The following is a 15,056-nucleotide window of genomic DNA, read 5'->3' on the forward strand; positions in this document are numbered from 1 at the left end:
AACTTCCGACAACCTCGTAGTTAATCAACCCTAAGACCTGCGAGAAAAAAGAACAAAAAACAGACATTCGAAACAGCGACTGTAAGTTCCACCCTACAGACAGTTTCAGTTAAAAAACCATACAGCAACTTCGTCTCGCCACCACGGTAACTTGCAGTTATTTAGAATATGTACTCTAGAACAAATAGAGTGATGACTTTAACTCTGAAGTTATTGTTTCCGACATCCGGTCAAAAAATGTCTGCTTGCGTTCGTTGCGCTTCTGCCGCTCGTCAGCCAACAGCCCATTTTTCAGAAAAACGTCTTGCACCGCGCTTAAGATATATCTTAAGTTGTATCTAAACACGACGAGAGAAGACGAAATGAGAGACCATCATTCCCCCCACCGCGAACACGGCGACGGCCGTGACGGCTTCGAAAAACGCCCCGGACGCGAGCGCGGCGGCCGTGGCCCACGGGTGTTCGCCCCCGGTGATCTGAAACTGCTGCTGCTGGCGCTGGTCGCCGAACAGCCATGCCACGGCTATGACCTGATCCGCCAGATCGAGGGCATGTTCGACGGCGCCTACAGCCCAAGCCCGGGCGTGATCTACCCGACCTTGACCTTTCTCGAAGAAAGCGAGCTGATCAGCGGCGACGCCGAGGGCGGCAAAAAACGCTACAGCGTCACCGAGGCCGGACGTTTGTCTTTAAGCGAACAAGCCGTTGCCCTGGATGGCGTGCGCATGCGTATCGATGTGAGCAAACGCTCGCTGCGCGGCCATGATCGGCCGCCGGAAATCCACGAGGCGGTGCACAACCTGCGCCATGCCCTGCAAATGCACCACGGCCGCTGGAGCCCGGCAGAAATCCTGCGCGTGCGTGACCTGCTCAACGACACCGCCAAAGCCATCGTCGACGGCCCTGCCGTTCAACCTGTTTCGGAGAAAAGCCAATGACTGCAGTCGATACCCAAACCATTCACCGCGTGATGCACGAAATCAAACGCCGCAAGCTGGAGGTCCTGCGCGTGGTCGATCTGACGCCGCGCATGCGCCGCATCACCCTCGGCGGGCCGGAGCTGGCCGGGTTTATCAGCCTGGGCACTGACGATCACGTCAAGCTGCTGTTCCCGCAGAACGCCGAACAGGCGGCGGCGCTGGAGACGATGGTGCTCGGCGCTGGCAAGGACGATGGACCGAAACCCGAAATGCGCGACTACACCCCGCGTCGCTACGACCTCGATGCGCTGGAACTGGACATCGATTTCGTCCTGCACGGTGACGGCCCGGCGTCGACCTGGGCGGAGCAAGCCCAACCCGGGCAATTCCTGCACATCGGCGGCCCGCGTGGCTCGATGATCGTGCCGGACATTTTCGACAGCTATTTGCTGATCGGCGACGAAACCGCCCTGCCCGCCATCGCCCGTCGCCTCGAAGGCCTGGCGGCCAATCGCAAAGCCTTGGTCGTGATTGAGGTGGAGAACGGCGCCGAACAGCAAGTGCTGCAAAGCCCGGCGCAGGTCAATGTGATCTGGGTGTTGCGCGAAGGTAGCAAGGACAATTTGCTGGCGACGGTGAAGCAATTGCAGGTGCCCAAGGGCAATCTGTATGCGTGGGTGGCCACCGAAACGAAAGTCTCACGGCAGATTCGCCGGGTGCTGATCGATGAGCATGGGCTGGATGAACAGCTCATCAAAGCCGTCGGCTACTGGCGCGCTGAAGGATCGGAAGAAGAGTGATATCCCTTGTAGGAGTGAGCCTGCTCGCGATAGCGGAGTGTCAGTCAATAAATTTGTAACTGATCCACCGCCATCGCGAGCAGGCTCACTCCTACAGGTGCTTTAACTTCGTGCAAGCCTCCAGCGGTCGAGGCCAATGACCAGCAAGCCAATCCCCACAAACCCCAGCAATATCCCCCCGGCATTGAGCAGCACCTGTGGATAACCCAACAGCGCCACATCAATGAACGGATACGCATACGCGCCGAGCAGATGCCCGCGCAGCAAGGCGTAGATGAAATACACCAGCGGATAAATCAGCCACACCGGCAGATGCCACAACCGCAAGGTGCCCTTGGGCACGCGCAGCCACCAATATCCAAGAAACAGCAGCGGCATCACGTCGTGCAACAACTCGTCAGCAATAAATTGCCAGCCTTCCGGGTGCCACAAGTGCCGCAGCAAAAGGCTGTAGGCCAGCCCGACCACAGCGATGCTCACGGCAATCCCACTACTCACCCACGGCTGCAAAAACCAGCGGTGCGCGACGGATTCACGCGCGGTCACGGCACAGGTCAGCACCGTCGTCACCAGCGTATTGGTCAGAATCGTGAAGTAACTGAAGAAACTCACCAACCCGCCCAACAGGCTGGCGCCGACACTCAAGCGTGCGAAGAAAATCAGGTACAGCTGAATGCCCAACCCCGCCCAGCCCAGTACGGCTGCGCAGGTGATCAGGCGACGGCGCCAACAACCGGCGTCCATCTCAGAGCGGTCGCTTGGTGCGCATCAACTTCACGTACAGACGCTCGACCTTCTCCCGCGCCCACGGGGTTTTGCGCAGAAACGTCAGGCTCGACTTGATGCTCGGATCGCTCTTGAAGCAGCGAATGTCGATGCGCTCGGCCAGCCCCGACCATTCGTAATGGCTCACCAAGGCATTGAGGATCTGTTCAAGGGTCACGCCGTGCAGTGGATCGGGGGTTTGTTCGTTCATGCCAGGCCTTTGGGCGAAGTGAAAATGCAGAAGCCGCGCACCTTAGCCGAGGGGGTGTTCGGGTGGAAGGCCTACCTTCAAATGTAGGCCAACCTGAAAAGATCGCAGGCATCGAACCGGTCGACAATGCGCCCGTTTGCCGCACTGTTACCGAATCCGAAACGCTGCATGTTCACAAAAGGCCTTTGTCTTTTTGTAACAGATCATTATCCTGCCGCCCTTCCGCTGAATCGCTTCACTGCCTGCGACTTATTGAAGCACTCAGCCCGCACCCCGAAAACACCAAAAAAAGACTTAGCCATGCCCGATTTTTCCTTCTCCCGAGACAGCGCTATCTCAACCCTGCGCCTGATTGGCGGCTGCACCGCTCTCGGCCTCGCCACCAGCGTCCAAGCGGCGCCCGCGTTCGACAGTGAATCACCGTACATGCTCGGTGACTGGAACGGCACGCGCACCGAACTCTCGGAAAAAGGCTACGACTTCAAGCTCGATTACACCGGCGAAATGGGCAGCAACCTGCACGGTGGCTACGATCACGACCGCACCGCGCGTTACAGCGATCAGTTCGGCTTGGGCACGCACCTCGACCTGCAAAAGATCCTCGGCTGGGAAGACGCCGAGTTTCAACTGACCATCACCAAACGCAGCGGCAACAACATCAGCAACGACCGTATCAACGATCCGCGCGTCGGTGGTTTCACCTCGGCCCAGGAAGTCTGGGGCCGTGGCCAGACCACACGCCTGACGCAGATGTGGTATCAGCAGAAATTCTTCGATCAGAAACTCGACATCAAGGTCGGTCGTTTCGGCGAAGGCGAAGACTTCAACAGCTTCCCGTGCGACTTCCAGAACCTCGCGTTCTGCGGCTCGCAGGTCGGTAACTGGGTCGGCGGCATCTGGTACAACTGGCCGGTCAGCCAATGGGCGCTGCGCGTCAAATATCACCTGACCCCGGAGCTGTATGCACAGGTCGGCGCCTACGAGCAGAACCCGTCGAACCTCGATCGCGGCAACGGCTTCAAACTCAGCGGCAGCGGCACCCAAGGCGCGATCCTGCCGATCGAACTGGTGTGGACGCCGAAACTCAACGGTCTGCCGGGCGAATACCGCGCCGGTTATTACTACAGCAATGCCAACGCCACTGACGTCTATAAAGACAACCACGGCCAACCGGCAGCGCTGAGCGGTGAAGCCTATCGCAGCGCGTCGAGCAAACACGGCGTGTGGCTGGGCATTCAGCAGCAAATCACCAGCATGGCCAGCGATAACTCGCGCGGCCTCAGCGTGTTCGCCAACGGCACCATGCACGACAAGAAAACCAACGCGATCGACAACTACGTGCAGGCCGGTATCACCTACAAAGGCCCGTTCGACGCGCGCGCCAAGGACGACATCGGTTTCGCCCTCGCCCGCGTGCACGTCAACCCGGCCTTCCGCAAAAACGCCGAAGCGAGCAATCAGGCCAACGCCGTTTACGACTATGACGATCCGTCGTTCCTGCCGCCGCAAGACACCGAATACAGCGCCGAGCTGTATTACGGCGTGCACGTGACCAACTGGCTGACCGTACGCCCGAACCTGCAATACATCCGCCACCCCGGTGGCGTGAACAACGTCGACGACGCCCTGATCGGCGGGATCAAGATCCAGTCCTCGTTCTAAACGATTTACGTAAATCCATTGTAGGAGTGAGCCTGCTCGCGATGGCGGTGTTTCAGGCGACATCTCCAGTGACTGAAACACCGCCATCGCGAGCAGGCTCACTCCTACAAAAAAGAAATTCGTTAGCTAGACAAGTTTTTATCTGAACCATGCCTGTGCCAAATCGTCATCTAAAGTGACTACAGCGCGGGACTACATAAACGTCACGGAGAATCACACTATGAGCACCGTAAGTGCTTCGAGTCGGGGCCGTCTGCTACCGAGCCTGCTCGGCATTCTGCTTCTACTGATGGGCCTGGCCATGTTGGCCGGTGGGGTCAAGCTGAGCATGCTCGGCGGCTCGCTGTACTACCTGCTGGCCGGTATCGGTATCGCGCTGTCCGGCATTCTGATGCTGATGCGCCGTCGCGCGGCGCTGGGCCTGTACGCCATCGTCTTGTTTGCCAGCACCGTTTGGGCGCTGTGGGAAGTCGGTCTGGACTGGTGGCAACTGGTGCCACGTCTGGCCCTGTGGTTTGTCCTCGGCTTCGTGATGTTGCTGCCGTGGTTCCGTCGTCCGCTGCTGCTTAACGGCCCGGCGCCGCTGGGCACTGGCGGTCTGACCGTCGCTGTGGTGCTGGCCGGCGTCACCGCTCTGGCCAGCCTGTTCACCCACCCGGGCGAAACCTTCGGCGAGCTGGGCCGCGACACTGCGGACACCACCAGCACCGCGCCAGCCATGCCCGATGGCGACTGGCAGGCCTATGGCCGTACCGAATTCGGTGACCGTTACTCGCCGCTGAAGCAGATCACCCCGGCCAACGTCGGCAAGCTGCAAGAAGCCTGGCGCATCCAGACCGGCGACCTGCCGACCGCGGATGACCCGGTTGAACTGACCAACGAAAACACCCCGCTGAAAGCCAACGGCATGATCTACGCCTGCACCGCGCACAGCAAAGTGTTGGCCCTGGACCCGGACACCGGCAAAGAACTGTGGCGCTTCGACCCACAGATCAAGAGCCCGGTCGGCTTCAAAGGCTTCGCGCACATGACTTGCCGTGGCGTGTCGTACTACGACGAAGCGGCTTACGCGAAAACTGAAAACGCAGCCTCGGCGGTGATTTCCGAAGCTGGCAAAGCCGTTGCTCAGGCTTGCCCGCGTCGTCTGTACCTGCCAACCGCTGATGCCCGCCTGATCGCACTGAACGCCGACACCGGCAAGATCTGCGAAGGTTTTGGCAAAAACGGCGTGGTTGACCTGACCCAAGGCATCGGCCCGTTCACCGCTGGTGGCTACTACTCCACCTCGCCGGCCGCGATTACCCGTGATCTGGTGATCATGGGCGGTCACGTCACCGACAACGAATCGACCAACGAGCCATCGGGCGTGATCCGCGCTTTCGACGTGCGCGACGGTCACCTCGTGTGGAACTGGGACAGCGACAAGCCAGACGCCACCGAGCCTTTGGCACCGGGCGAAACCTACAGCCGCAACTCGGCCAACATGTGGTCGCTGGCCAGCGTCGACGAAAAACTCGGCATGGTTTACCTGCCACTGGGCAACCAGACCCCAGACCAGTGGGGCGCCGACCGCACCCCGGGCGCCGAGAAATTCAGCGCCGGTGTAGTCGCTCTGGACCTGGCCACCGGTAAAGTGCGCTGGAACTACCAGTTCACCCACCACGACCTGTGGGACATGGACGTTGGCAGCCAGCCAACCCTGCTCGACATGAAAACCGCCGACGGCGTGAAACCGGCGCTGATCGCTCCGACCAAACAGGGCAGCCTGTACGTCCTCGACCGTCGTGACGGCACGCCGATCATCCCGATCAAGGAAATCCCGGTCCCGCAAGGCGCCGTGAAAGGCGACCACACCGCACCGACCCAGGCCCGTTCGGACCTCAACCTGCTGGCCCCGGAACTCACCGAAAAAGCCATGTGGGGCGCGAGCCCGTTCGACCAGATGCTGTGCCGCATCCAGTTCAAGGAACTGCGTTATGAAGGCCAGTACACCCCGCCGTCGGAACAGGGCAGCCTGATCTATCCGGGTAACGTTGGCGTGTTCAACTGGGGCGGCGTCTCGGTCGACCCGGTTCGGCAAATGCTGTTCACCAGCCCGAACTACATGGCCTTCGTGTCGAAAATGGTGCCACGCGAGCAAGTCGCCGCCGGCAGCAAACGCGAAAGCGAAACCGCTGGCGTGCAACCGAACACCGGCGCGCCCTATGCGGTGATCATGCACCCGTTCATGTCGCCATTCGGCGTACCGTGCCAGGCCCCGGCCTGGGGCTACGTCGCCGGTATCGACCTGACCACCAGCAAAGTCGTGTGGAAACGCAAAAACGGCACCAGCCGCGACAGCTCGCCAATCCCGATCGGCTTCACCCTCGGCGTGCCAAGCATGGGCGGCTCGATGGTCACGGCCGGCGGCGTCGGCTTCCTCAGCGGCACCCTCGACCAGTACCTGCGCGCGTACGACGTGAACAGCGGTAAAGAGCTGTGGAAATCGCGTCTGCCGGCGGGTGGCCAAGCGACCCCTATGACTTACACCGGCAAGGACGGCAAGCAATACGTGCTGCTGGTTGTCGGCGGTCACGGTTCGCTGGGCACCAAAATGGGTGACTACGTGATTGCGTACAAACTGCCGGAATAAGTTTTAGCGGCGGTGAAAATGAAGGCGATGCCCCGCAAGGGACATCGCCTTTTTTGTGCACGCCATTTCAGAATTCACCACAAAACCTGTAGGAGTGAGCCTGCTCGCGATAGCGGTATGTCAGCCAACATCTTCCGTGACTGATTTACCGCTATCGCGAGCAGGCTCACTCCTACAAAGGACGGTGTTCGTCCTACAGAAGCGCATTGTCAGCGAGAGTTTTCCGACAAGTCGCGTCGGTTGTGCCTCGGAAATCGGCTGGATAGGCTCTGGGGGTCGCTGCAAATTCAGCGAACGGGCGTCGCGGCCCGACTTCTGGGGCATAATTGCCGCCGCTTAACAGCAGCACTCCGAGTGCTTGTTTTATGGTGGCTGTACGCGGGATACCTTCGGGTATGCCGAATGCTCAGGTCGGTCCGCGAACCCGCGTACAGCTGCCACCCTCTTTTTGCGTCGCGGCAATTAGAGGAATGGCCCAATTCCTGAGGAGCAACAAATGAAAAAGCCAACACCCAATCCCCCCGAAACCAACGACACCTCGCCCTACGAATCCCCCGATTCCAAGAAATTCCACGAAGCCGCCGAACGCGCCCTCGACCACTACCTCAAACCCAACGCCTTGACCCTGCGTTTCCACAAGCCCAGCACCATGTTCCAGGTTGCCCCCGAACAGGACAGCGAAAGCCTGCTGGTCCACGCCTGCGAATCCCTGGCACAAGCCAGCCTGATGACCAGCGACATTGCCGCCTACATCGACCTGCCGCAGCGACGCACGATTCTGGCGATCCAGCAAATCATCATGCTCGCCGAACTGGCGGTGAACCGCGTGCTGGATAACCACGAAATCCCGCAATCCCCAACACACAGCTAACCCCCTGTGGGAGCGAGCCTGCTCGCGAAGGCGTCAGTCCATTCGCGGTTTGAGTGACTGAAACAGCGCTTTCGCGAGCAAGCCTGCCCACACGTGATCAGCACTGCGCTTTTTATATAACCCCAATCAAGAAGCGTCATCGCGAACAAGTATAAAAACCTGTCAGATATGACAGTTCACTGTCTTCACCCGCCCACTCAGACTTCCTTCTCCAACCAAATCAGGCACAGGAAGTCCCCCATGACCCATCCAAAGGCATCTCCAGCAGTCTGGGTAAACGGTATTCTCAACGTTGATGTAAAAGGCACCATTGGCGGCACGCCGGTCAATCTGACCAGTTTCCTGACGACCAGCATTTCTGCGTCTGTCAATGAGCTGGGCGGTTACAATTTTTCTTTCGAAGATAATCACGGTTTATCGAGCAGGCGAAAACTCTCCATCTCGCTTCGCAAGCTGCTGGATCCTTCAATCGCTGGCTACTTTGAATATGTCGTGACTGAACGAGGAATTCAGCCTTATGACTATAAAGTGACATCCTCTTCCGGCATCGCTGTAAGCAAACTAAATGAAAGCCTGTACTTATACTCTCTCGATAATTTGCAACTTTCCGCCAAGGCAGTCCACGGTGATGAAACACGTGAACTCACCGGTAACGGATACTTTTTTCTCCAGGAACTGACTTACCCTATCTAACAAACAGGTCAGGATTTCACTCGTCGGATTAATCGTGCGCCTGCCGTTCCGTCACAGGTGTATGGCAGACGCATGCCGACGTGAAATACCCAGCCAAACCCAAGCTCTATATCGACAGACAACTAGCCCCCTATACATAGATACCACCCGCCCCCCACTGCCCCTCGCCATGCTGCCCGCTCACCCTCAGCATGGAAAAGCGCCCATGAACCCCGCCACAGCCCCCACCACCGAAGAGATCAAAAATGATCTCAACGCGATCGGCCATCACCTGTTTGATACACCAACCCCATTGCTTCCCGAACAACCACCGACCACCGAAGAGGCCTTTCTGAAACGCCTCGACCAGCAATTGAACACCTATCGCACAAGCTACCTGCAACGCAGCCGCGCGCTGTATCAGGCGTTGGATAACAGCGATCTGCAAAGCGATGCAGGCAAACAGCTGATCGCCACGCTGAAAGTCAGACTGGCCAGCCAACTGATCAACATGGACCAGAGCGACCGGATCGACGATAAACCGGCGAAAACCTTCCTCAACCATGATGCCGGCTTCACCGCCATCGGCCACGAAGCCAGGCAGGCTGTCACCGACCGCCTGTTGCACCCGCAAGCCGGCGAACTGCTGCAAAAGCTCGATTTGGCCCCGATGCTGCGTCCGGCCATGTACGCGCTGCAGTTCAACTATCAAAACACCACCGTTGAGCTGGCCGGTGCCTTTGTTGTCACGGAAAAGGACACTCGCCGAGTCAAGGACCTGCAGACCGACCAGAGCATGGGTTTCGCCCTGCTGTTCACCCCCGCAAGAGGTATCGAGTTTTTCAACTCCCTTGCTGATCTCGACAACCAGTTGCGCTCGTCACTGAACCAGGCCAGCGGTAGCGAAGAATTCATGCTCATGCTGCCAAGGCGCTATCACGCGGTGGGCGCAGCAGGGATCTGGCCGCTGCTGCTCGCACCCATCGACAGCAAACCCTTGTTCGAACACACCTACGATGCGCTGATCGAAAAACGCACGCAGGATATCGAGCGCGCCTTGAGCTTCGCCGATAACCCGCAGCAAGACCCCAAGCAATTGCTTACAGCGCTAGAGCGCGCAATTGCCGCCGCGCTGCCGGATCTCACGCTGCGTCTGGCATTACGCGCGCAAACCTTGTTCGAACGCCACCTGCGCTACAGCTCACCGCACTGGTACCGCAGCGCCAGCACCGCGCAGAAAGACGCACTGGCTGAGCATCTGCGCAACTACCAGCAGGCGCGGCAACACCTGCTCGACCTGATGGAGCCGGTAGGCAGCCTGACGACACTGGCCCGCCAGCAATGGCTGGAACGCTTGAGCGAAGACCTGGAAATCGACGATCTCGAGCCGGAAAAGTTAAGCCTTTCGACCGATCGCCGAGTGCCGGGCTACGGCGTTTATGTGCATCAATCCAGTCTGCTCGAGCTGTCCTTGCGCGGCCCGCACACCGGCGATGAATTACCGGGCTCGGCGTTTTTGAAGCACACCACCGTCACCTACGATGGCGCGCCTCTGCCGCCAGCCTACGCTGACGTGACGCCGGCGTGGCTGATCAAGCAAGCCGTGGAACTGCAACCTCGGATTGACTTCCATCACTTGCAAAAAGCGCTTCAGGCCAAGCCCGCGATCAACCCCGCCATCAGGCAGATGCTCGATCAACGTATCGTCGCCCTCGCTCACACGGCGGTGCTGCAAGGGCACTTGCTCGACAGTGACCTGCAACTGATCCAGCGCCTGCGCGACGGCAGCGATCCGCGCCTGCGCGCCGCCACCCTGTCGCTGCACGGCGCGCAGTTGCAGGACTTGTGGGTGCTGCGCCACAACGATGACAGCGGCACACTCAAACGGTTATTGCTGTGCACGCCACAGGCGCCGCGGGACCAACAATTCCAGGCCTTCGACAGTGAGCGCGAATGCCAGACCCACCTGCTCGGCTGGGCCAGGCACAGTGATGTCGCCGAGAGCATGGCCGGCTACCTGATCAGCCGCGCGCCCATGCGCTTTCGCGCGAAGGTGCGCCACGTGTTGGCCGGGCTGAGTTTCAAACCTGAGGCGCTGGAGCATCAAAAGGTCACGTTCGATTACGCCGACAGTCATTCCGATTGCCTGCGTACGATGGCTGAACTGGTGCTCGCCACACGGATCGACGACTACGATTTCTGTACGCCGCTGTGGTATCGCGCCACCACGGCTGCCAACCGCCGAAAGCTGACGACCCTGAGTGAAGACGCCGAAGGCGCCTTGCGCGCGTTCAACAAGCATGCCTTGTCGGGCAGCCGCTTTCCGGCGTTTGATGACTACGTGCACGAGCAAGCCAAAATCAGCTTGAACCGCTTGCTCAAGCGCACCACCAACGATGTCGATCCGGATACCGTCTGGGCTTACTCGCCGACCTCCCTCGTGCGCTCGTGGACGCCAAAACCTTTGACCTACACAGCGCTTTATCGCGATGGCTACGCCGACGGCGTCGGTTTTCTCGATGACAAATTTTCCCGCTCGGCGCGCTTCAGAGGGCCGCAGGGCATCGATATCAGCAACCTGACCGCACAGAATGTCGCGCGCTCGGTCACAGGTGTGTGGATCGGCCAGCGCTACATCGCCAAGGTCAAGGCTGAACTTCAAAGTTCGACGAGCGAAGGTTACGACTTCAGGCGCAACGCGACCCTGGCCATTACCCAGCGCCAGATGAAAAGCGCCGCGCTGGAATGCCAACTGCAGGGCCATATCGCCAGCCATGATCTGCAATGGCTGGAGCACAGTATCGACAGCATGGCTGAGACGTCCGGGTCGATGCGCACGAAATATCCGCTCCAGCGCTTGATGATCGACGGCGAATGGGTGCTCGATGCGTGGCTGTTCAGCCATGGCGACAACCCGGTCCTGCTCTACACCCCCGAGGCGCCCGACGGTGTCGCTTTGCGCGAAGCGCGGCTGTTCAATTACCTGCTTCAGCAGCAGTCGGGCATGCTCGAATACCTGACGTTGCGCGTCGGCGTCAGCGCCCGGACGCGGGTTCGCGCGCACCTTGAAAACATCAGGAAAGGGCTGCCCAAAGACCTCAATAAAACCACACCCAGCCCTGCACGTTACGACTCGACCCGCGCGGTCGCGGCGGTCAGTGATCTGCGCACGGCCCTTTACAACATGAAACTGCAACGGCGTATCGACGACGTTAACGCCACCACCACCAGCCGTGCCGAGATGATCGCCGGTCTGGTCTGGACCAGTGTCGAATGGATCGCCGCCATTGCCACGGCGCCGTTCCCGCTGCTGAGCTTGAGCACCGGCCTGCTCCTGGCGTTCAAGGACGCCATGCTCGCCCTGCACGCGTACCGTCAGGGTGACCACAGCGAAGCCTTCCAGCATCTGCTCGGCTATCTGTTCAACAGTGCCGGCGCGGTGCTGACCGACCTGCGTCCGGCGTTGCGTTCGCTCAAGCCCGCGCGTCGACCTTTGCGTCAGAGCACCGCCAGCGCCAGTGCCAGCAGCGAACAACAGAATGTCATGTCCGTGATCGACCAAGTGGCACCCCAACCTGATTGGGATGACATGCGCGTGGTGGTTTTCAGACACCAGCTGTTCTTTACCGCGAACAGCCCCGACGCACTCGGGCGTTATCTGCTCTATCGGAGCAAGCCGAATTCCCCTGACCTCGTTTCTACCGGCATCCTGACCGTGCGCAATTCCGACGGGATGATGGTACGCAGCGGCATGGCCGGCGGCGCGCCCAAGTACCAAGCCGTGCCAGAGACACCCGGCCCCTACAAAGTCTATGGCGTGGAGCGCAAATACCGGCAGCGCGTCGAAGCAGTGATGAATCCGCAAACCCGCGAGGACATCCTCATGCGCGGTCAGGACGATATAGCCAACAGTCCGTACTTGATAATTGCCGGCGTCGTCAATGAACTTGCCTCGACACGCACCGCCTACCTGAAGCAGGTCGAAAAGCTCAGCGCAGACGCCACCGCGCATTTCGCCGAACTTGCCCCGCTGCCAGCCCGCGCCGAAGTCCCGCCCGTCGGCAACGACCTGTCGTTTGCCCGGTTACTGGCCAGCGACGCCGTCAAAGGGAAAAACCTGGTGATCGGCGCCCAGCCCGGTTCGATCGCCAGCAAACAACTGCTGATCGATGGTGTGGACGAACTCGTGAGCACAGGCTTCAAGCGACTTTACGTGGAATACCTGGCGGGGGATGTCTTCAATATCAAGCTGGAAAAGATGAACAAGGGCGGAACCTGGAGACACATCAAAACCCATCTTGAAGCCGTCGACCGTGCGCTGGGCCATGAGAAAAACGCGCCATTCTCTTATTTGGCACTGGTGCGTGCGGCTCGCGAAAAAGGTCTGAAAATCCATGCACTGGATGCTTCGACCAGCTATCAACTGGAAGGAGCGATGGTACTGAACGACGTCTCGCCATTGACCCCGCGCAGCAACAGCCTCAGGAATTTCTATTCGCACAAGACACTGGCCGCCGATATCGCCGATGCGCCTGAGGAACGTTGGGTGGTCCTCACCGAACAATCACGCATGAGCACCTTCAACAACACCCCCGGCCTGGCCGACCTGCACGCGGCCGTTGCCGTGCGCGTGGAAGATGTCGCACTCGATCAGCCGGCACGCATCGCCCTCGATTCAGCCGGTGCAATCGCCGGGGATACGGCCGCCAGGGGCGATTATCGGGTGCAATGGCCGACGGCGTACAAGGCGCCTCAGCCCGTCTCCCGGCCCGCACCGATTACCCCCGTTGTCGAGCATTTCAGCGAATACGATATTGCGCCCTCGATGCGTGACGATATCGCGCAAATGTTGCATCAGCCCTACGCCATGGATTCAAGCTACACCCCGACCGTACCGAGTGAAAAACGGGCGTTCGAGGCGTTCATCGCCAACCGCGGGCGCCTGGAGAAAAAGGCCCGTGATGCTTTTGCTCACTACACGCCCCCCGAAGCGGCCACGCTCCCGACGCTCACCGCCGACACCACGTTCGAGGAGTTTTTGCGGCTGCTGGCCGACGGACGCTTGAACCTGCTGATCGGCGAGGCCCATTCCCACATAGCGAGCAAAGCGCTGCTGAAAAAGCACATGAAAGCGCTTAAGCGAGCCGGGTATGACACGCTCTACGTGGAACATCTGCTCACCGATTTGCACCAGGCCGACCTGGATATTTTTTATCGCACACAGCGCATGCCGGACAGATTGAAGGATTACCTGCGCGTCCAGGACCGTGGCCACATGCCCTCCCATGACGGTAACGATACGTACACAGAGGTCTGTCAGGCGGCGGCCAAATACGAAATCCGAATCAGGGCGCTCGACTGCACGGCGTCCTACCACCTCAAGGGTGTGTCTGACGAAGCTATCTCGCGAAACGAGATGTTCAGCTATTTCGCCAGCCAAGTGATCGAAGCCGACCAACTGGCACACGGACCGCATAAATGGGTGGCCCTCATCGGCAATGCCCACACTAATTACAACCTGGGTGTGCCGGGTCTGGCGGATACCCTCTCGGCGGTCAGTCTCCAGGTGCGCGACACTGCTCCGGAACTGGCCAGAGATATCCATCGCGGGGCGTGGGAAGTGGTGGACAGCAAACGCGGCACCAATAGCCGGGCCTTGCGCAGCGATTTCCTGATGGAAGTGGCCGTCGCCGGAACGAAGCAGCCGGACCCGACGCCGTCTGTCAGCCGCAGCCAATTGACCCATTCCGGGATGTTCATGATCGAACGTACGGGCACGGACGGGCCCCGCCTGGTGCATAAATCCAAGACCGGCGACATCGTCGTGACACCGATCCAGGTCAATGACCACGGCTTGTTTTTCATTGATCGCTGGGGGAAGAAAGATCAGGGTTTCAAATACCTGCGGAGCTTGATCGATATGCTGGTCGATGATGTGAAATTGATCGAAGTGAAATAACCATCAGAGGTGATCTGCGCATTGCCAACAACACAGCCGAAAAGCCCCTCACCCTAACCCTCTCCCGGAGGGAGAGGGGACTGATCGAGGTGTTTGGGAGAGCTACGCCGACGTGCAATACCGCGTTGAACTCAGGTTCCGAATCAGATCAAAAGCCCCTCACCCTAGCCCTCTCCCGGAGGGAGAGGGGACTGACCGAGGTGTTTGGCAGAAGTACACCGACGTGCAATACCGCGTTGAACTCAAGTTCCGAATCAGATCAAAAGCCCCTCACCCTAGCCCTCCCGAAACGTCGGACCGCCCGTAGGGAGAGGGGACTGACCGGGGTGTTTGGGACAGCTACGCCGACGTGCGATACCGCGTTGAACTCAGAACTTGAAAAGCACATAAATCGGCTCCCTCTCCCTCGGGAGAGGGCTGGGGTGAGGGGCAGCAACAACGCAAATCAAAAGCCGAACACCCGCGCTCTTCACCACTCAATAGGCCGAGTGTCAGCTCGCCTGCTTTTGATCTTGATCCACGGGCGACGTCGGAAGGCTGAGTGGAGGGATTGATCCGGGCGTG

The 15,056-nt window shown here is 59.4% G+C and carries 9 protein-coding genes; 7 read left to right on the forward strand and 2 right to left on the reverse strand.

What is annotated here, in order from left to right; genetic code table 11:
• Window positions 1–362 precede the first annotated feature (362 nt).
• Window positions 363–938 carry a PadR family transcriptional regulator gene (locus VY732_RS23870; protein ID WP_331691931.1) on the forward strand — a complete coding sequence of 192 codons (576 nt, stop codon included), beginning with the start codon at window positions 363–365 and terminating at the stop codon, window positions 936–938.
• The gene (locus VY732_RS23875) at window positions 935–1,720 is read left to right on the forward strand and encodes a siderophore-interacting protein (protein ID WP_331691933.1); all 786 of its coding nucleotides are present in this window, start codon (window positions 935–937) and stop codon (window positions 1,718–1,720) included. Before VY732_RS23870 ends, VY732_RS23875 begins: the two co-directional genes overlap by 4 nt.
• Window positions 1,721–1,822: 102 nt before the next feature.
• Here VY732_RS23875 and VY732_RS23880 read toward each other — a convergent pair whose 3' ends face one another.
• Together VY732_RS23880 and VY732_RS23885 are read right to left on the reverse strand one after the other, a co-directional pair.
• The gene (locus tag VY732_RS23880; protein WP_331691935.1) at window positions 1,823–2,464 is read right to left on the reverse strand and encodes a Pr6Pr family membrane protein; all 642 of its coding nucleotides are present in this window, start codon (window positions 2,462–2,464) and stop codon (window positions 1,823–1,825) included.
• A gap of 1 nt (window position 2,465) precedes the next feature.
• Window positions 2,466–2,696, reverse strand: a complete 231-nt coding sequence (locus tag VY732_RS23885) for a VF530 family DNA-binding protein (protein ID WP_007916799.1) — start codon at window positions 2,694–2,696, stop codon at window positions 2,466–2,468.
• A 300-nt stretch (window positions 2,697–2,996) separates the two neighbouring features.
• Here VY732_RS23885 and VY732_RS23890 point away from each other — a divergent pair, with 300 nt between their 5' ends.
• The 5 genes from VY732_RS23890 to VY732_RS23910 all read left to right on the forward strand — a co-directional run bounded on the left by VY732_RS23890 (window position 2,997) and on the right by VY732_RS23910 (window position 14,492).
• A complete protein-coding gene (locus VY732_RS23890; RefSeq protein WP_331691937.1) occupies window positions 2,997–4,358 on the forward strand; it encodes a carbohydrate porin in 1,362 nt (453 codons plus the stop codon).
• Between the two features lie 220 nt (window positions 4,359–4,578).
• On the forward strand, window positions 4,579–6,990 hold the full coding sequence (locus VY732_RS23895) for a glucose/quinate/shikimate family membrane-bound PQQ-dependent dehydrogenase (protein ID WP_331691938.1): 2,412 nt from the start codon (window positions 4,579–4,581) through the stop codon (window positions 6,988–6,990).
• A gap of 496 nt (window positions 6,991–7,486) precedes the next feature.
• Window positions 7,487–7,861 (forward strand): DUF6124 family protein, encoded by a 375-nt coding sequence (locus tag VY732_RS23900; protein WP_077574401.1) that lies wholly within the window; start codon window positions 7,487–7,489, stop codon window positions 7,859–7,861.
• Window positions 7,862–8,101: 240 nt separating this feature from the next.
• Window positions 8,102–8,554 (forward strand): hypothetical protein, encoded by a 453-nt coding sequence (locus VY732_RS23905; protein WP_331691940.1) that lies wholly within the window; start codon window positions 8,102–8,104, stop codon window positions 8,552–8,554.
• A 205-nt stretch (window positions 8,555–8,759) separates the two neighbouring features.
• Window positions 8,760–14,492, forward strand: a complete 5,733-nt coding sequence (locus VY732_RS23910) for a membrane-targeted effector domain-containing toxin (RefSeq protein WP_331691942.1) — start codon at window positions 8,760–8,762, stop codon at window positions 14,490–14,492.
• The last annotated feature ends 564 nt before the right edge of the window (window positions 14,493–15,056 follow it).

Source organism: Pseudomonas sp. ZY71 (genome assembly GCF_036542145.1).
Classification (GTDB): domain Bacteria; phylum Pseudomonadota; class Gammaproteobacteria; order Pseudomonadales; family Pseudomonadaceae; genus Aquipseudomonas; species Aquipseudomonas koreensis_A.